This window comes from Rhodospirillaceae bacterium, assembly GCA_018660465.1.
Lineage (GTDB): Bacteria > Pseudomonadota > Alphaproteobacteria > Rhodospirillales > JABJKH01 > JABJKH01.
On sequence record JABJKH010000027.1, the window covers coordinates 1 to 18,972 of the forward strand.

The window sequence follows — 18,972 nt, forward strand, 5'->3', positions numbered from 1 at the left end:
CCACCAGCTGCATCAGGTCTTTATCCGAAGAAACAATGGTGACCTCCGCCCCAATTTCCCGAGCCTGGCGGGCATAGGTGGCGATCAGGTCATCGGCCTCGTATCCCTCCATACCGACCTCGGCAATATTAAGTGCACGGGTGGCTTCGCGGACCAATGCAAACTGCGGGATTAAATCATCCGGCGGTGGCGGTCGATGGGCTTTGTATTCACCGTAAATTTCGTTGCGGAATGTTTTTCGGGCGCGGTCAAAGACCACCGCGATATGATCCGCATCCGTATCTTCGACCAGCTTCATCAACATCTTGGTGAAGCCAAAGACAGCGTTCACCGGCGTGCCATCGGCGCGCGACATCGGTGGCAAACCGTGATAGGCGCGGAAAAGAAATCCCGATCCGTCGATCAGGAAGACATGTTTTGGGATTGAGGCAGCCTCGGTCAGTGGCCCGCCGCCTCTTCGGCATCATCGCTCAGGATAAACTGCGCGCTGCAATAGGGGCAGACGACGTCGCCCGTGTCGCCAATTTTTAGATAAACGTTGGGATGGCCCAGCGGACCGCCGCCGCCATCGCACGCAACCGACCGTGTTTGTACATAAACGGGTTCTTCTGTATCCATGATCTGACCCCAAAGAACGTTGACCGAACCGATACTTGGATGATACCGATTGAGCCACGACAATCAATGTCTTGATTGGGGTCTTGATTGGGGCCTTGATCCGGTTTAATGCCAAACTCGTCCTGTGCCTCCTGCTTCCGGAATTATGAAATTTATGCCTGACGCTTCAATACCAAATGCCGTCGAAATTCGGGGGCTCTCAAAAACCTACGCTGGCGTTGCGGGCCAGCCGCCGAAGGTGGCCTTGAAAGACGTGAATCTGGACATTCCAGCGGGCTCCTTTTTTGGACTGTTGGGGCCAAATGGCGCCGGGAAATCCACCTTGATCAACACGCTGGCGGGGCTGGTCATTAAAACGTCAGGCAGCGCCAAGATTTGTGGCTACGACATCGAAAAAGAAATGCGCCAAGCCCGCACATCCATTGGCGTCGTGCCACAGGAATTGAGCATTGATCCGTTTTTTACGCCGCGTGAATTGCTCGACCTGCAAGCTGGGCTATACGGTGTCCCAAAGAAAGACCGCCAAACCGATGATATTTTGCGGGCCGTAGGACTTGAAGACAAAGGTGACGCTTACCCCCGAACTCTGTCCGGCGGCATGCGACGACGCTTGTTGGTTGCCAAAGCCATGGTTCACCGGCCCCGGGTCCTGGTCCTGGACGAGCCGTCTGCGGGCGTGGATATTGACCTTCGCCGTCAGCTTTGGACGCACGTTAAGGAATTGAATGCGCAAGGCACCACCGTTCTGCTCACCACCCATTATTTGGAAGAGGCCGAAGCCCTTTGTGACGAAATCGCCATCATCAACAACGGAGAACTGATCGCCTGCGAAGCAACGGATAAGCTTCTGCAGCGCCTGGACGCCAAGCAAATGATGGTGACCGTTGACCAAGATGTTGGCACCTTGCCCGACGTCTTCGCGCCCTTCAATGTCGAGCAACGAAATGGCCGCCAATTGATATTTAGATATTCCCCCAGCAAGACCAACAGTGGTGAAATTCTGACCGCAATTCAGACTGCCGGGTTCGCGATCATCGACCTCGCCACTAAAGAAGTCGAGCTGGAAGACATCTTCCTGCACCTCACCGGCGGGGCGGAGACGGGGAAGCTTTAGATGAGGTGGCGGGGTCTCCGGTTCATACTTCCGGCGATTCTGATCTTAACCGCGTGCGCGCCAATCCTAAAACAACCGGGTCCAGCCATTGGCGAAGCACGGCTTAGCAATGATGCTATTCTCACTGTTGATGGCTATCGCTTACCCCTTCGCAGTTGGAAACCGACATCATCTCCACCAAAGGCTATCCTCGTCGCCTTGCACGGCTTTAACGATTACAGCAATTTTTTTCACGATCCCGGAACCTATTTGGCAGAACAAGGGTTTCTAACCTACGCCTACGATCAGCGAGGATTCGGCGAAACTCAGCACCGCGGATTCTGGCCCGGCACCCAGGCCTATATCGATGATCTTAAAACCGTGGTGCGGTTGGTTCGTTCGAACCACAAAGGCGTTCCGCTCTACATCATTGGCGAAAGCATGGGCGGGGCGGTAACGATGGTTACAATGACAGGCCCGGAGCCCCCCAAAGTCGATGGCGTCATTCTATCTGCTCCGGCGGTTTGGGGCCGTGAAACCATGCCGTTCTATCAACGCTGGGCCTTGGGCGTTGCATCATACACCGTGCCCTGGCTAACGTTGACTGGTCGCGGATTAAAGATCAAACCATCCGATAATTTAGAAATGCTCCGCGCGCTCGGTCGCGACCCGCTGGTGATCAAAGAAACCCGCGTCGATACTGTTCACGGCCTTACCAACCTTATGGATGCGGCCTTGGCGGCGTCGGATAAGTTCGATAAAAAATCGCTGATTTTATACGGCATGCGGGATGAAGTCGTACCAAAAGACCCAACAATTCAAATGCTCCGCCGATTGCCTAAATCAGCGCGCCAGCACCAACGCATTGCAATTTACAAAAAGGGCTACCACATGCTGCTTCGGGATTTGAAGGCAAAAATCTTTTGGCACGACATCGCGGCCTGGATACAAAATGCACAAGCACCCTTGCCGTCTAAAGCTGACACGGGCGCTCGCGCGCGTTTCGTTTCAGAAAAGCCTTAGTCGTTAAAAACGTCTGCGACCCAGTCGGCCATGTATTCGATCGCCAAGCTGCTATGATCAACCTGACAGTGTTCAACCCCGCCCTCTTCCTCGGTAAAAATCTTAAGCTCAACCGCTGGGCTATTGACCGCCCCTGCCGCAGTTTTTTTCGCCATTGCTACTGGAATCTGGCGATCATTTTCGCCGTGCAGAATAAGCAGCGGGCAGCGAATGTTTGCTAATGCCTCATCCAAAACCATCTCGTCGGTAAAGCTTATAATTTCTTCGCGCGTCGATGTGCCGAGGACCCAGTGCATGTGTTCTTCCCAATGGGAAACAGATAAATTTGTACCTGATCCATCGAGCCTTCCACGGGTAATGGTCCCATAGTCGTTGATCGAACCCCATGCGACGACACAGTTTAGTCGGCTTTCAAACCCTGCCGCGCGCGGCGCGTAGTAACCGCCCAGGCTGATACCCGCGATGCCAATTTTATTAGCATCGATGTCCGCGCGGCTCTCTAGGTAATCAACTGCTGCGGAAGCTGGCTCTTCCGTATTCGGTGTAAGTTTAAGGTCTTGCAAACGCAGGGCCTCACCAACGCCAGGATGATCTAACAACAGCGTTGAAATTCCGCGCCGCGCATATTGCGCCGACAACCCGGTCAGATATAAATACTCTTTCATGACATCCAATCCATCAAAATGGATGATGCAGGGCGCTGGCGAATTGTCCGTTACGTTTTGAGCCTGATAGAAAAGTGCTGGTAGAAAGGTGTCTTGGAATGGAACCTGAACCTTGGTCACGGGGGCTTGTAAATTTTGCGTACCGAGTTCGAAGCACCGGAGCATCCTTTTGTAGGTAACCAGACGTTCGGGCGAATTCGACTTACCCATTCGTTCGGCGGTCATGAAGTAAATGGCGGCGCGCAAATATTTATCACCGGCGCTGATGCGTCGGTTCTTACCGACATCAAGTTTGGCCAACCTCTCGGAACGCTCGCCGAGTTTCGACCAAGCATCGTGCCAAGATTGGTTTGCCGTATCATCATTGCGAACCGCAACGTCCTTTAGATCGCGCAACACCTCATCCACCTCGGACATGACGGCGCCTGCGTTCACCGCCATCATGGCCGCCATCGACCACGGATAATTTTCAGGAAAATATTCAAACATCATCGTTAGATACCCCCGCCTTTTACAATTTCAGCGAAGGGTGAGGCTTGCATAAATGCAGCCTACAGGAAACCCCTGCGACCTCCGCTCCCTCAGCGTGAATTCTCAGTTACGGGCACTCGTCGTGCAACTCGATAGACTCTTTCACTGCTACCACATAGACTTTTGTCGAAAGTGCGCGTGTGCAGATTAATATACGGAGGAATCCGATGATGACTGATCCTGAAGTCAATGCTGATTGCACAAAGCTTGTCATTCTACGCCCCGACGAAATGGCGTGGGAAAGTACCGATCAAACCGGTGTTTCAAGAAAAATTCTCGAGCGGGTAAACAATAGAGAGTTGGGACGCGAAACATCGCTTGTCCGTCTCGCTCCGAACACTCAATTAGCGCCAGAGGTATTAGAAACGCGGTTAGAGATTTTCGTCATAGAAGGGATGTTCTCTGACGGACACGGCGACTATGGCGCTCGGACATTCATTATGAACCCACCGGGGACAACCTATACGGCGGCTTCAAAAGAAGGATGTGTTATCTACGTTAAACGTCTCAACGGATTCGGGAGCGATGATAAGCGAACGACGACTGATCTCGATGCTGCGGAATGGATGCCCTTCGGTCACCGGGTAGCCGAGGTCGTTCATTTCTACAAAAACGAAGAGCGTGATGTAACCGCCCGCGTCGGAAAAGTGTTCCCAAATGCGACGATCATGGAGCACGATCACCCCGGCGGCGAAGAAGTGCTGATCCTTGACGGCGTGTTTACGGATCAGTTTGGCGACATTACCCCCGGATCATGGGCGCGTTATCCAATAGGGCTCGCCCATGCACCTCATACCGCGGACGACGGTGCGCTTGTTTACATCAGAGATGGAGACGTCCGCTGGTAGGGTATTAACCAATAATGAAATTTGGGAAGACAGGAGAGAGTAACCGAGACACTAATTCTCATTCACGCTGCATCACTCGTTCGATCTCGTCAGCGAAGGTGGCTGGGTCAATGGGTTTGTTAAAAAATGCATCGAAATCAGCGTCTTCGATCTTCGATTGTATGGTCCTGTCCACCGCGCCTGAAACCATAATATATTTCACATGCTGCAATTCCGAGTCCTCTCGAAGATCACGCACCATCTCAAAGCCATCCACTCCGAACATAACCCGATCCGTAATAACGCAGTCGGGGCGTAAATCAGGAATATCTAAGCCAGCTGACATGCCAGAATGAGACAAAACAACGTCATGACCACGATCCTCTAGAAGCGCGCACATCAGTTTAAGCATGCTTGCATCGTCGTCGACGATGACGAACTTGTAGGGTGGCTGGGAACCCATCGTGTACGTACCATTTGTTTAAGAAACAGTTCTACTGATCAACCGTATATATGTCTAGAGCATCCATACGCAAAAAATATTCGCTTCCCCACACACCGCACCGCGCACCCAGCACAATTCGAACATGTGATCGCTTATGGTGAGTAAAGCCGACGTGATCAAAGGCTGGTATTAATGTTTATACCTAACCTGACTCGGGCATTGTAATGAAAGATCAACATTTTCATTATGGGAATGGCGTAAAACAGGTTAACGGCATCGTATTAATGACTTACCCTTTATGAATAATAGGATAATCCATCCAGAATGTAGTTCCTATTCCTTCTTTGCTCTCAAAGCCAATTTGGCCCCCCATAAGTTCAGTCAACGCCTTGGCAATTGCCAAACCGACCCCACTACCGCTGATAGGTGAATTTTCCATATCAAGACGATGAAAAGGCAGGAATACTTCTGCGTATCTATCCACCGGTATGCCTCTGCCAGTATCCGAAACAGATATACGTACCCGATCATTATTCTCAAGCGAAGCACCGACTCTGATCTCTCCGCCGGGCTGATTGTAGAGGACCGCATTGGATAGAAAAGTCATCAAAACTTCCTTTCCATGCTCAGGATCAATCCGAATTTGCGGCAAGCCTTCATCGGGAAATTCTGTGATCAGTTTAATGTCATGCCTGTCAGCGTTGTTCCTAGCCGCTTCCAGGCATTCATCCGACATCTCCTTGATGGCCACATCAAAAGCAACAATGGATGTCGTGCCATCTGAGATATCTGAAAATAACAGAATTTTATCAACCAAGTTAGTAAGGGTGTGACCTCCTTTGACAATGTGTTGTACACACGCTTCCTGGTGCTCGTTTAATGGTGCCTCCGGTGTCCCCTCCAACATTTGACCGAAACCAAGGATCGCATTTAAGGGTGTTCTCAGTTCATGGCTCATCGCTGACAGAAATGCTGATTTGGCGCGATTTGCGGCTTCGGCTTTGTCGCGAGAAATGATTAAACTGGCTTTTCCGTCCTCTACCCGCTGGCTCAATAATCGAGTCTGGTTTCGTAAGTTATAAATGACGTAAATGCCAATGGCGGAAAGAACAAATAGGGAAATTACCTCAATTATAGAGCCTATTCTCCTATGGTTCTTTGTTTCCAGTTTTCTCTGGTCCAGAAGCGTGCTTTCTTCAATTTCCATTGTTTTGATAATTTTCCGCAACTGATCCATGACCTCTTTACCATGGTTAGAATTGACCAGCTTAAGTGCGGCTTTCGGGTCTTGATTGCGCCAAAGGGAGACGGTTTCTCTCAATTCTGAAACCTTTTCAGCAATCAATGCCTCAACCTTGGTCAAAGCCTGTTGTTGGGTCGGGTTATCGAGGGTCAATCGTCGCACGAGCGACACGGGCTTATCTATTTCTTTAATGGCGAACTCGAACGGCTCAAGGTATTGCTCTTGACTGGTCAGTAAAAATCCACGTTGTCCAGTCTCGGCGTCTTGCATTGTCGAGAGCACCTTTTTAAGAGCGACTTGAACCTGATGTGTATGCGAGACCCACCGATAAGATTCTCGTGTTTCACGTTCAATCCAGGAATACGTGACAAATAATATCAATAACAACGAAAGCGAGATGACAGTCCCACGCCAACTGAAGAGACCTTCCAACTGTTGTTGTTTATTGTCCCGCTCTGACACCGCCGTAGGGGGCATTTGTTCCTGTCCCTTCGAATTTTTCTGCTGGGTGTTTTCGGAAGGTCGAATAGACTTTAACTGATCTCTCGGGGCCACAGTAAAAACTTTGATGCTGTTCATCCACTAATTTTTTCCGGTGCTATTTTTCTTCGACCCGTCAGATCATATGGCAATTGCTCGTTTCTGTTCCGCCCTTCATACGGAGGCATGAACTCTCCTGGCCCCATTCTCCTTTCAAAACAAAGTAACTCATTGACCGCCACTATATGGATTACGGCTAATTTTGCTTTGACCACAGTCAAGCTCGTTCCCCAATTGTAGACCAACATGAGTCAGCGGCACATTCCTTCTTTGGCACCGAACCTCAGATTACAAAAATTCGCTCACAGCCGCATAGCAATATAGGGTTGGAGTCGATAATTTAGACCGCTTTTGATCCTTTTCAGACTTATGAAGGAGAGATGTGAACCCATTGGTAAGTTCCGCCTTGCCTGGGAACATTGCTATGCAGTGCTGGTTGGCGATATGTTTGCCATTCAATAGTGGGGAATTATCGATGGTCGGAGACCACAAGAATGAAAAAACTCTCATAATCGATGATAAAATAAAGAAATTTGTTGAATTAATAAATTCAACAAAGGGCGACGGAGAACTGACCTTTTCCCATATCCAGTCGCGGCCTTTTATGCCCTATTGGGCAAATATCATGATCACAAAATTTCACCCGGAAGTTAATGATTTTCAGGTAATCTTCCATGGAACCGATGTCGTTTCCCATGTTCTAAGAGACCAAACAGGAAAATTTCTAAAAGACCCAGATTTCCGAAGTTCTTCACCAGAAATTTTAACGGCACATACGACAGCTTTCATTGAAAACAGACCAATATTTCTAAAAGGAGATTTGTCGATTGATAAAAGGAAGCATAAAAAATTTAATCAGGTCAAAACACCTCTATTATTTAAGAACAACGAGAAAGGTACCGTAACCTACGTTTTATATTATTAGGCCCTGAAATCGAGTTCCAAGTCATAACCATAACCCCCATACACTCCTGAACCCTATTCTCACAAAACACGCCCCCGAAGCATCCCTTATGTTTCCCGACATCGGAGACGATTCCCGACGTATTTTTCGACACGTGAGAAGACGTCAAATTCTTCTGCAATATATCGACGAATACTATTCGCTAAGGCGTAAATGTCTAAGGTCGGCATGATAGCGAGGTCTTCCAGATAATTCGCTCCTCTGGTTTTATGCCCAAGCCATTCGAGAACTTGGTGATCTTCTAGTGTTGCGTATCATGTTCACCATCCATATTCGGCGACAAATGAGTACAAGCACCAATTTACCTACCAGGTTTATTGGAGATCGATTTCGCTTATATCTCCCCGATGTACAAATTTTTTTGTCGTTGAACTGATGTCCTTTCGCGAAAATGAAAACATACCTATTTTTTCCGATCAGTCATACGACTGTATTCATAGGTAAATAACTGTGATTTAGAATTATTATATGCTATATGAAATTATTCATAACTCAGATGACCATAAGTTGTAGTGGAGATAGTTTTTTGGCTGAGCGAATTTTAATTGTCGACGATGATATCCATGTTCGGGAACTCATCGACATCGGTTTATCACCTATGGGCTACGAAGTCCTGCAGCTTGATTCCGCTGTAGATTTAATACAACAGGTAAAGAATACCCTCCCTGATGTTATCCTTTTGGACTTTCAGATGCCTGAAAAAGATGGGCTGACCGCGTTACGGGAACTCAGAGCCAAGGGGATCGTGATCCCGGTCATTGTCTTGACCGGAACGGCGGACCAAAATACCGCCGTTCAATTCTTTCGGTCAGGCGCAACGGACTTTGTTCCAAAGCCCTTTGATAACGACTATCTCGTCATTGTCGTCCAAAGAGTGATCGCCCATCATAGCCGAAATCTGATAGAAAAAATAACCGAAATGATTCCTTACATGACGCACCTTGAATCCTGTAACTGGGAGCAGGGAAAGTGTACATGCAAGCTCGGAGAAGTGAGCCTTAACGCATTACAAATGGCGTCTGAGGCTATGCTAAATCCTTAATACCTCTCCGTCGCCATAATGGGACTGTGGGCGGGAGCACTAACGCCGGACCTCAATCACGGGGCCCTAAAATGAGGTCGCCAACTCGTCACTCCGTCAACGATAGAGCCGCTAAAAATTCGTTCTTATAGATGGAAGAGACCGATCCGGATCAGGTGCCGGTCGTGGACAGGGCAGAGCCTTTGTATCGATACCGAAGTTTAGCCACAAATTTCATGTAGTTTTTCAGCCAGCGTGTCGGAATTGACAGGCTTGTGCAAAATTGGGAGCCCCGCATTTTCGATGTACCTGAGACGCTCAGCCGATGTGTCCCCCGTGAGGATGATACCGGGAACACGTTCGCGCAGTTGTGATCGTAAAGCCTCAATCGCTTGTACGCCATCAGTGGTGTCACTTAATCGTAGGTCCGAAATGATGATATCAGGTTGGATGTTACTTTCGGATAGTAAGCCTCGCGCTTGCTCCAGACTTAACGCCGCCAGGGTCGTATGGTTCCAGGCTTCGAGACGGAACTTTAAGCTTTCCAAGACAATAGAATCATCGTCGATAACCATGATCTTTAATGCGCGGGCGTCTTCACGTTTATCTGGCAAAGCTTTGATAGCTTGTTTGCCGTTAGCGAGAGGTATTTGAAGCGTAAATATTGATCCCTGCCCTTCCTTTGACTCTACCGTCAAGGGCAGTTCCAGCAGGTCAGCAGTCCTTTTCACAATGGACAATCCAAGCCCAAACCCTTTTGTTCGGTCACGGTGTTCATTTCCTACCTGATAAAACTCATCAAAGATGTGGTCGATCTTATCTTTGGGTATGCCAATGCCTGTATCTGCGACCGCGACAACGATCTGATCCCCTTGTTGATCAACGACAAGCTCTACTTTGCCGCTTTCAGTGTAGCGAATGGCATTACTCAAGAGATTACTCAAAATCTGATCCAAGAGAATTTTATCACAGCGCACTCTAAATTCGCTTGGCTGAGATTCAAGTGAGAGATTCTTAGCTGTTGCCGTCGGCTCAAATCGACCTAACAGCTGTAAAATTAACTCATTGAGATCGAACTCTAATATTTCTGGCTCCAGCGTTTGCGCATCCAACTTTGAAATTTCCAAGAGGGAATCAAACATTCCGTTCAGCACGGAAATGGAGTTATCCATGTGACCCACAAGTTTTTGAATCGTTTCATCATCTCCCACCGACGTCGCCAATAACTTATCTCGCAGCGCAGACCCGAACATTCCCAGCGCTTGAAGAGGTTGTCTGACGTCATGGCTAGCCGCTGCGAGGAATTGCATTTTAGACTGGTTAGCGGCTTCTGCCTCAGCCTTAGCATTTATCAAATTGGTGATGTCTGTGCGCACATTGATGGTACCACCGTCGTTGGTCTTAACCTCGTCGATTTGGATATGTCGACCGTCTTTGAGCTGTCGATAGAGTGGGCCACTCGGGTTACGGTGTTGTTTCATACGCATTTCGTACCAAGCCTCATCGCGCTCGCCATCCCCAATCGTTAGAGCTAATGGATCTTGAGCTTTGATAAATTCTTCATATGTAATACCCGGCTTGGCCAAATGGGCGACCCCGGGACGTGTCTCAACGAACGTTTTATTCGCAATATACAAACGGTCGTCGGCATCAAAATAAGCAAAGCCGCTATTTAGACTTTCAATGGCATTCGTCAACCGTTCCTGGCTTTGGCGTAACTCGTGTTCCGTTTTCTTTATATCTGTAATATCGATACGAAACAGGGTGATACTACCAGTGGCCGTTTTAAATTCATGCACATGATATGTTCGACCATCATAAGTCCGCTCGAACGGTGCCCTTGGGTTGCGGTGGTCAGCAAGGCGTTTTTGAATCCACGCCTCATCCCTCAATATGCCACCTTTGTTTTTATTCCGCTCTGCGCGGGTTCTAACTATCTCCTCAAAATAAACACCCGGAATTATTATATCTTGTATGTCGTCTGAGGTATTAAAATAGCTCTTATTACACATCACCAATTGGTCATTCTCATCATAAACGACAAACCCAACTGTGATGCCTTCTATTACGTCTTGTAATCTATCGCGTTCTCGTTTTGCATTTTTTTCGCTTTCCCGCAAAGCGATCTCTGTATTTTTCTTTTCCCTTAACTCAACAACACGGTCCGCAAGTCGCCTAATTACTGCGGGTAAGAGCTTTATAAAATTTTTATCTGAACCTTTATTGATGTAGTTGGTAACACCAAGATTTAGGGCTTCTATCGCAACGTCCTCATTGCCTTCGGCCGTCACCATAAGAATAGATGTGTTGGGTTGTTTAGACAGAACTTGTTGGCAAATTTCGATGCCTGTCATGTCGGGCAAGTTATAATCAACAATCAGGATATTATAAGAGCCGGATGCCCATAGTTCTATTCCTTCTGCACCAGTATCCGCCGTATCGACAGGCAGCCCGAAATTTTTCTTAATTGTCAGCTTTACGAGCTCACGTTGGGGTGCCGAATCCTCAATGTAGAGTATCTGAATTTCCGATAAATTGCTCATATTGAAAATTGTAATGTTCAGAAATTTAGGCGTCAACATATCAATGACGAGTAAAAATTTATTATTTTGACATAGTAAGGATGTTCAAATTGAGTCCTGAAGAAGCCCCTCTATTCAACCCGAGCCTGACGTTAAGAGAAGCGTGAAGCAACGGCCAAATTTTTTGTCAACGTTGCCCAGCGGCACACTATCGGCACACCCATCCATTCTATTGGGCGGTGTCTTAACTAACGCGAGCGGCAAGGCAGAAGCGAAGACCTGGTCGCCAATCATTGTGTAAGGAAATCAGATTAAGAGGTGCGGTTGAAGACAATAAAACTTAAAACCTCATTGATCTTACCGTTACGCCGCAACGGCATCTTTACTTGTTGCCATTGATGGTATCCCTTGCCATCAATCATAAGATTACCGGTCGCGTAGATGGTCTTTTTAGTATTTAGGACTTCCATCAAAGCATCCGATAGCTCTTGCCGACGGATGGGGTTATCTAATTCCGACACATTTAAACCTGTCCGCTCTGATCCAAAAGAAGCAACGAGGTTTGTGCCATAGAATATGTATTTAAAATCACCGTTCTCATACCGGTGAATAGCGATATTGGACCAGAACTTCATCAAGCCTTTTTTCTGTAGGTCTTCGAAGTTTAGGTAACCTGTATCAACGACGGCATCCATAAATTCTACGATCTGTGGATCAGTGATACTTTCGGAAGTGCCGGATATAAAGTATTGGTTGGTAGGCATCAGAGAAATTCAACGTCCATTATCGGCTCACGGAGCGCAATATGATACTACGTGTACGACACACAGCATGGTTGCACCTATTACCTCACAGTTAGTGGTGCTATTGATGCGAAGAATAAGCTAAGATTTGCAGTCCGCAAGTTTCATAGTATTTCGTTATATTTCAGGACTGTAATATTTAATGACCGTCCTTATCTGTGACGTCACATTCTGATCGGCACGAACCCGCGGCACACTATCGGCACACTCTTGCGCGCATAAATTTACGTTTCCAATCACCCCGCCGCGCACCCAGCACGATTCAAACGTGTGACCGACGCCCCATGAGCTACGCGCAAGTCCATACAGTTCCCTGCAAATTATTGAGCTAAAAACTGTCTCTCGGTATAGTGAGCCTTGTCTACTCATCAGTGCAGTAAAAAGCGAAATCTGATATTGTCGAAGCGGATGGCACGGTAGGGGAACCAAACATGGTCGAAACAAACGGCACGCGTATCCCGGTCGCCATCGTAGGTGGCGGACCGGTAGGACTGATGCTTGCGTTATTCCTCGACTTGCATGGCGTACGATCAGTTTTATTCAATACCGAAAAGACGACACGGTGGCATCCGAAGGGCAGCACCGAGGGGTCCCGCACCATGGAACACTTCCGGCGGCTTGGCATCAGCGAAGAAATTCGCGCGCTGGGGCTGCCGCCTGATCATCCGACAGATGTTGCCTATTTTACTCGATTTGGTGGGTTTGAGTTGGCGCGGCTGCGTATGCCATCGGCAAACGAAACGAGGCAAAATATCGCCGAAGCGCCGAAAACCGATCAGGTGCCGGAGCCCATACATCGGGCGAACCAGATGCATCTCGAGCGTTTCCTGTTCGACCATGCGAAGACCCGGCCAAATATTACCATGCGGTTCGGATGTTATGCCGAAAGTTTCGAGCAAAATGATGATAGCGTCTATATTTCTACCGTGCGTGAACCGGATGGAATGGCTGAAACATGGCACGCTGAATATCTGGTCGGCTGCGATGGTGGCCGAAGCCTAATCAGGCATCTGCTCGGAATCAAATATCAGGGTGACACTGGGATCGAACAGAGCTATTTCGGTGGCCGTATGTTTTCGACCTATGTACGTGTGCCGGCACTCTATCAAGACTTCCTTGGCCATCGTCGTGCGTGGCAGTATTGGGCGGTCAATCCCGAGATCCGATCAAGCATGATCGCCGTCAACGGCCGTGACGAATTTTTGTTTCGCACGCGCGCGAGTGAACCGAATCAGCCGCCTGAGGATGCAGCGGTCGCAGATGCCATGCGTCGTTGCGTCGGCGTCGATATTGCGATGGAGATCGTCGCTCACGAGCCGTGGACGGCCGGTATGGCACTGGTCGCTGATCGATTTGCCGATCGTCGCGTGTTTCTCGCAGGTGATGCCGTGCACCTTTTTACACCAACAGGCGGTTTTGGAATGAACACCGGTATCGATGATGCGGCAAATTTGGCTTGGAAACTTGCCGCCATGGTACACGGCTGGGGCGGCAGCGAGCTAATGGCATCATACGAAAAAGAGCGCTTGCCAATTGCCTTGCGCAATACCGACGCGGCGCGAAAATTGACAGCTAATATCGGTGAAACCGATATCGACCCTGCGATCGAGCACGATACGTCAATGGGCGAGGCGGCACGGCGTACGGCGGGTGAGATGCTGGCGAATTTCGGCGAGCAATTTGCCTCAATTGGCGTGCAGCTTGGCGCACGTTATGATGGCTCTCCTTTGATTGCCTCCGAAGGTCCGGCACCTGCTGACAGTTTTGTCACTTACACGCCGACGAGCGTTCCCGGCGGGCGAGCCCCTCATCTGTGGCTTGATGAGAAGAGAACCTTCGGCAGTTCTCTGTACGATCAACTTGGCACGGGTTTCACGTTATTGCGCTTGGGAACGCACACGGCGGATGTCTCAGAGATGTTGACTGCGGCGGCAAACTTGGGAATTCCACTCAAGGTTCTTGATATTGACGACATGGACGCACGCGACCTTTATCAGTGCGACTTGGCACTCATCCGCCCCGATCAACATATAGCTTGGCGCGGAAATCAAGTTGCGAATAATCCCGACCGGCTTTTCTCTCAACTTACCGGGTTCCCTGCCGAAGTTCGGATTCGTGCTTGTTCTTAAACTTTCCTGTGGTGTGAATTGCAGATCGATTAAATTAAGCGGCACCCTATCGGCACATCCATGCGCCCAAATATCCCCACCACCACGCGCCCGGCACAATTCGAACGTGCGACCGATGCCCCATGAGCTATGCGCAAGTCCACACCAGCCTTGCGACCCCCGCTCCCTCAGCGTATGTTCCCCCCGCGCAGCACCCGTAGCTCAGCTGGATAGAGCGCTGCCCTCCGAAGGCAGAGGTCACAAGTTCGAATCTTGTCGGGTGTACCAATCTTTTCAATGGGTTAAGAGATTTTCTTCTAGCCCTTTAATTTTACACCCCACTATATCCCCACTAAACTCTATCTAAATTCGGGTATTCATACCCTTATTCGCGGCAATCCACCTGAATGAGAAGTGTCCACCTGGGGGCATCCACCATACCTCTAAGCCTACTCGTAGACGGGGGGCAGGGGCCAGTGGGGGTGCTTTATGTATATGATGCTATAGGTCATATGAAATAGGCTGAGGTTAGGGTGTATACCAGTTCATAGATTTATTATGTGTGCTCCAGCCGCCATGTCCGCTTTTCAACGCTAACCGGAACTAATTCAGAGGGGACATTAACTTCCGCAAATGGCCCGACTCGGACACTCCATCGATGTCTTGGTACAATATTTAATGTAGGCAACGACAAGGGCCGGATTTACCACAGTCCGCAGCCCTGCATTGATTTCGTCTTTGGTGTAGTTCCCCATGATCTCTCCTCCTCCGCCTTTTCGTCGCTCCCATTTCCGATTAGATTACCTGCCAGGACTATACGAAGGAAACGTTAGTTGGAAATGCAATTCGATAAGGGTCTGCTACTGTTCGGTGGAACCTATGGAAACTTACAAGCAACGGAAGCTTTGTTCGGTGAAGCGGAGCGCTTGGGCTTTGGTTCGGACCGCATGATCTGCACCGGCGACCTCGCGGCTTATTGTGCTCAGCCCCAGGAAACCGTGGACCTAGTTCGACAAAAAGGCGTCGCAACCATTTTAGGCAACTGCGAAGAAAACTTAGCCGCGGATTTAGATGATTGCGGGTGTGGGTTCGATGCCGGCACGGCTTGCGATCTAATGTCTCAGCAGTGGTATACGTTCTGCCGTGAAAAGCTGAGTGCGGGAACCAAACGCTGGATGGGCACCCTGCCCCGCACTCTTACCGCAATCATTGGCGAAAAAAGACTACGCGTGGTTCATGGCGGGCTTAGTGTCATTAACGAATTTATATTTCCCTCTTGTGCGGACGCCCCTCTAAACAGCGCCATGAATGAGGCTGAATGCGATGGCATATTGGCGGGACATAGCGGCATTCCGTTCGCTCGGGTAATCGGTGAGAAACTGTGGCTCAATAGTGGTGCCGTGGGTATCCCCGCAAATGATGGTACGGACAGGGTCTGGTATGCGATTATCGAGCCTGCGGAAGACGGGCTAAAGATTTCGACTCACCCTTTAACCTACGATCATAAAACCGCCGCTGGTGAAATGCGCAGGGAGGGACTGACGGCGTATGCTGATGCGCTTGAAAGCGGCCATTGGCCAAGCACTGATGTCTTGCCTGAACAAGAAACGGCCGAGACAGGCCAACGCCTTAAACCTGTATCCCTGACCTGGAACTAACAAAACGGAAAACCGTGACCGCACGACGAAGATCACCCTTCTTGGGCTGCATGTTGCTGCGTTGGAGTCGGGGCCTGTCTATATCCACTTCGCACCGCCAGGGGAAACAGTCGCACCGGCAATGAGATTGCCAAAAACTGGCGGGGGATGGGTGGTTCGCGTACCTGCCAGGATATTGGTAGCTGTTTAAGCCGATCCCACATTCAACACTAGAAATAATCGGCCCGCCACCAATACTTTACATACATGAATATGGTGATGTTGCGACATTTCTAGTTCGTTCAAATGCCTATACAGACAAATATCCTATCAATGTTTCCTCATCCACGTCGTCGCGGTTGTCTTCATGTACAATCCGGCCATTCTCGATCACCATGATCCGATCAGCCGCGTCCATCACAAAGCTCAGAACCTGTTCTGAAAACAAGATACTCAGTCCACGTTCATCCCGAATGCGCCGAAGTACCTGGGCAATTTCCTTGATGATAGATGGCTGAATGCCTTCTGTTGGCTCATCGAGAAGAAGGACCTTGGGTTCGGATACAAGGGCACGCGCAATGGCCAGTTGCTGTTGCTGACCACCGGACAGATTGCCGCCTCGCCGATGTCTCATTTCCAACAGAACAGGGAAGATTTCATAGATTTCATTGGGAATGTTCTTTTTATTCGTGCCGGCCAATCCTGTTTCGATATTTTCTTCAACCGTCATCGTCGCAAAGATCATCCGACCCTGGGGAACATAGGCGACACCTTCCTGGACTCGTTCAAATGTCGGCAGGTTCGTAATATTTATATCCCCAATGGTGACGGCCCCTTCATTGGCGGGAATAATGCCCATAATTGATTTCATTAAGGTGGTTTTCCCCATACCGTTACGCCCTGTCACGGCAACGATTTCACCTGGCTTTACATCAATATTTATCCCATGAAGTATCTCACTTTGTCCGTATGATACGTGGTAGTCGTTGATATTCAACATGACGTCGTGTTCCTTTTAGCTATGGCCCAAATAGACTTCGACAACCTTGGGATCCTTTTGCACCACATCCATTGTTCCTTCTGAGAGAACTTTACCTTGATGCATAACGGTTACCCAATGCGCGATGTCTTTCACGAAATCCATGTCGTGTTCAATCACAATTACAGACCGCCCCTGGGCGATTTTACGAAGCAGATCGCCTGTTTTCAGTCGTTCGCTCTTACTCATGCCTGCGACAGGTTCATCTAGCATCAGCAGGGCCGGGTCTTGAATCAACAACATGCCAATTTCCAACCATTGCTTTTGTCCGTGGCTGAGGGAGCCTGCTTCAGTGTGAAGCACTTCATCAAGGTAAGCGGTTTCAGCAACTTCCTGAATACGATCTTTCACGACTTCGTCTCGTTTAGAGAAGAGGGATCCAAATACATTTCGACCACGGGGAAACGAAATTTCAAAATTTTCAAAAACTGTCAGTTCTTCGAAAACTGATGGTGTCTGAAACTTCCGTCCGATACCAGCATGAACAATTTGATGTTCCTTCATACCCCTCAGTTCATTACCACGGAACATGACGGATCCTGATGTTGCCGGGGTACGTCCGCTGATTAGATCGAGAACGGTTGTCTTGCCAGCACCATTTGGGCCAATAATAACTCTGAGTTCGTTCACCTTAATTTGGAATGATAGATCGTCTACAACCTTAAACCCGTCGAAAGAGACAGTGAGATTTTCGACACTAAGAATGCTGTCTTGATGATGTAAATTTTCCATTGTCATTTCCTCTATTTAGCCGGGTCTGTCACTGAAGACGGTCCATCGTCACGGCCGAACTTTGGAAGCTTAGGTTCGATATGGACTTTATAAAGCCCCGCCAAACCGTCTGGGAACGCTAACACAACGCCGATAAACATGGCCCCCATGGCGAAAAGCCAAAGCTCTGGATAGGCTTCAGAAAATACCGTTTTCGCCAAGTTTACCAGCAGCGCACCATATACGGCCCCATAGATTGAAAACCGTCCCCCGACTGCACAGAAGATGACCATCTCAATCGATGGCACAATCCCAACGAAATTAGGATGAATAAATCCTACATTGAGGGTAAACATCGCGCCACCAACACCGGCAAGTAACGCACCAAAACAAAATGCGAATATCTTGAAGTTGGCAACGTCATATCCAGAAAAGCGTGCACGGTCTTCATGACCTCGCATTGCCACCAGGACCTTTCCGAGTTTACTCTTGAGAACAAGCTGTGACGCAAATAACGCGCCCAGTATCAAGACGACTGTCACAAAATAAAATATCACCTTGGCATCATCAGTTCGAATGTCCCAGCCGTGAAGTGTCCGCAAATCAGTAATGCCGTTAAAGCCACCGATATAACCTGCATTACCAATAATCAAGATACTGAGAGCCGCTGACATGGCTTGTGTCATGATAGCAAAATACACACCGCCAACACGACGCTTGAACATGGCGAGACCAACAAAGTAAGCCAGTATTGTCGGAACGATTAGAATCATGACGATGGTCAGGGGGAAACTACTGAATGGCAGCCAAAAGAATGGCAATTCGGTCATCGAGGCCCAATCCATAAAGTCAGGAATCCCCGGCGTGGATTGAACGATGCATTTACCTAATTCCTGCTGGGCACGCGTACAACCAATATCAACTTTTGCGGCCTCGAGCTTGAGGAACATGGCCATGCAATATCCGCCAAGGCCAAAAAACACCCCCTGTCCAAGACTCAGAATGCCACCAGCACCCCAGCATATCACCAAACCAATGGCCACAAATGCAAGTGTAAGGTATTTGCTGACTAGGTTAAGACGGAATACGTCTAACCCTAAAGGCAATATTACAAGAAGCAGCACAGCGATCACGATAAAGCTGAACCGATCTTTCTTGGGAAATAGTCTATCCATAATGCGT

The 18,972-nt window shown here is 48.8% G+C and carries 17 protein-coding genes and 1 tRNA gene; 8 read left to right on the forward strand and 10 right to left on the reverse strand.

Annotation, left to right across the window (positions count from 1 at the left end):
- Positions 1-424: DNA polymerase I (locus HOM51_04945; GenBank protein MBT5033847.1), on the reverse strand; the 424-nt coding region annotated here is incomplete at its 3' end.
- Between the two features lie 14 nt (positions 425-438).
- Positions 439-618: a zinc-finger domain-containing protein gene (locus HOM51_04950; GenBank protein MBT5033848.1), complete on the reverse strand. Its 180-nt coding sequence runs from the start codon at positions 616-618 to the stop codon at positions 439-441.
- Between the two features lie 145 nt (positions 619-763).
- Between HOM51_04950 and HOM51_04955 the strand changes: the two genes are divergently transcribed.
- Complete coding sequence (locus HOM51_04955) at positions 764-1,732, forward strand: ABC transporter ATP-binding protein (protein MBT5033849.1); 969 nt, start codon at positions 764-766, stop codon at positions 1,730-1,732.
- Positions 1,733-2,734, forward strand: a complete 1,002-nt coding sequence (locus HOM51_04960) for an alpha/beta hydrolase (protein ID MBT5033850.1) — start codon at positions 1,733-1,735, stop codon at positions 2,732-2,734.
- Here HOM51_04960 and HOM51_04965 read toward each other — a convergent pair.
- Positions 2,731-3,891 (reverse strand): prolyl oligopeptidase family serine peptidase, encoded by a 1,161-nt coding sequence (locus HOM51_04965; GenBank protein ID MBT5033851.1) that lies wholly within the window; start codon positions 3,889-3,891, stop codon positions 2,731-2,733. The genes HOM51_04960 and HOM51_04965 overlap by 4 nt on opposite strands.
- 206 nt (positions 3,892-4,097) lie before the next feature.
- On the opposite strand from HOM51_04965, the gene HOM51_04970 reads away from it, so the two are divergent.
- Positions 4,098-4,778 carry a hypothetical protein gene (locus HOM51_04970; GenBank protein ID MBT5033852.1) on the forward strand — a complete coding sequence of 227 codons (681 nt, stop codon included), beginning with the start codon at positions 4,098-4,100 and terminating at the stop codon, positions 4,776-4,778.
- Between the two features lie 58 nt (positions 4,779-4,836).
- On the opposite strand, the gene HOM51_04975 is transcribed toward HOM51_04970, so the two are convergent.
- Both HOM51_04975 and HOM51_04980 read right to left on the reverse strand, forming a co-directional pair.
- Positions 4,837-5,220 (reverse strand): response regulator, encoded by a 384-nt coding sequence (locus HOM51_04975; protein ID MBT5033853.1) that lies wholly within the window; start codon positions 5,218-5,220, stop codon positions 4,837-4,839.
- Between the two features lie 271 nt (positions 5,221-5,491).
- Positions 5,492-7,024 (reverse strand): hypothetical protein, encoded by a 1,533-nt coding sequence (locus HOM51_04980; GenBank protein MBT5033854.1) that lies wholly within the window; start codon positions 7,022-7,024, stop codon positions 5,492-5,494.
- A 343-nt stretch (positions 7,025-7,367) separates the two neighbouring features.
- Here HOM51_04980 and HOM51_04985 point away from each other — a divergent pair, with 343 nt between their 5' ends.
- Together HOM51_04985 and HOM51_04990 are read left to right on the forward strand one after the other, a co-directional pair.
- Complete coding sequence (locus tag HOM51_04985; GenBank protein ID MBT5033855.1) at positions 7,368-7,910, forward strand: hypothetical protein; 543 nt, start codon at positions 7,368-7,370, stop codon at positions 7,908-7,910.
- Between the two features lie 565 nt (positions 7,911-8,475).
- Positions 8,476-8,991, forward strand: coding sequence for a response regulator (locus HOM51_04990; GenBank protein ID MBT5033856.1), 516 nt, complete (start codon positions 8,476-8,478; stop codon positions 8,989-8,991).
- A 200-nt stretch (positions 8,992-9,191) separates the two neighbouring features.
- Here the strand turns inward: HOM51_04990 and HOM51_04995 are convergent, their stop codons facing one another.
- Entirely contained in the window at positions 9,192-11,552 is a 2,361-nt protein-coding gene (locus HOM51_04995; protein ID MBT5033857.1) for a response regulator, read from the reverse strand.
- Between the two features lie 251 nt (positions 11,553-11,803).
- Positions 11,804-12,256: a hypothetical protein gene (locus HOM51_05000; GenBank protein MBT5033858.1), complete on the reverse strand. Its 453-nt coding sequence runs from the start codon at positions 12,254-12,256 to the stop codon at positions 11,804-11,806.
- Between the two features lie 470 nt (positions 12,257-12,726).
- Between HOM51_05000 and HOM51_05005 the strand changes: the two genes are divergently transcribed.
- The 3 genes from HOM51_05005 to HOM51_05015 all read left to right on the forward strand — a co-directional run bounded on the left by HOM51_05005 (position 12,727) and on the right by HOM51_05015 (position 16,061).
- Positions 12,727-14,424, forward strand: coding sequence for an FAD-dependent oxidoreductase (locus tag HOM51_05005; protein ID MBT5033859.1), 1,698 nt, complete (start codon positions 12,727-12,729; stop codon positions 14,422-14,424).
- 190 nt (positions 14,425-14,614) lie between these two features.
- Positions 14,615-14,691, forward strand: a tRNA-Arg gene (locus HOM51_05010).
- A 551-nt stretch (positions 14,692-15,242) separates the two neighbouring features.
- Positions 15,243-16,061 carry a metallophosphoesterase family protein gene (locus HOM51_05015; protein ID MBT5033860.1) on the forward strand — a complete coding sequence of 273 codons (819 nt, stop codon included), beginning with the start codon at positions 15,243-15,245 and terminating at the stop codon, positions 16,059-16,061.
- A gap of 289 nt (positions 16,062-16,350) precedes the next feature.
- On the opposite strand, the gene urtE is transcribed toward HOM51_05015, so the two are convergent.
- The 3 genes from urtE to urtC are packed head-to-tail and all read right to left on the reverse strand — an operon-like array spanning position 16,351 to position 18,965.
- Complete coding sequence (gene urtE / locus HOM51_05020; protein ID MBT5033861.1) at positions 16,351-17,040, reverse strand: urea ABC transporter ATP-binding subunit UrtE; 690 nt, start codon at positions 17,038-17,040, stop codon at positions 16,351-16,353.
- A gap of 15 nt (positions 17,041-17,055) precedes the next feature.
- Positions 17,056-17,811, reverse strand: a complete 756-nt coding sequence (gene urtD / locus HOM51_05025) for an urea ABC transporter ATP-binding protein UrtD (GenBank protein MBT5033862.1) — start codon at positions 17,809-17,811, stop codon at positions 17,056-17,058.
- An 11-nt stretch (positions 17,812-17,822) separates the two neighbouring features.
- Positions 17,823-18,965: an urea ABC transporter permease subunit UrtC gene (urtC, locus tag HOM51_05030; protein ID MBT5033863.1), complete on the reverse strand. Its 1,143-nt coding sequence runs from the start codon at positions 18,963-18,965 to the stop codon at positions 17,823-17,825.
- Between the last annotated feature and the right edge of the window lie 7 nt (positions 18,966-18,972).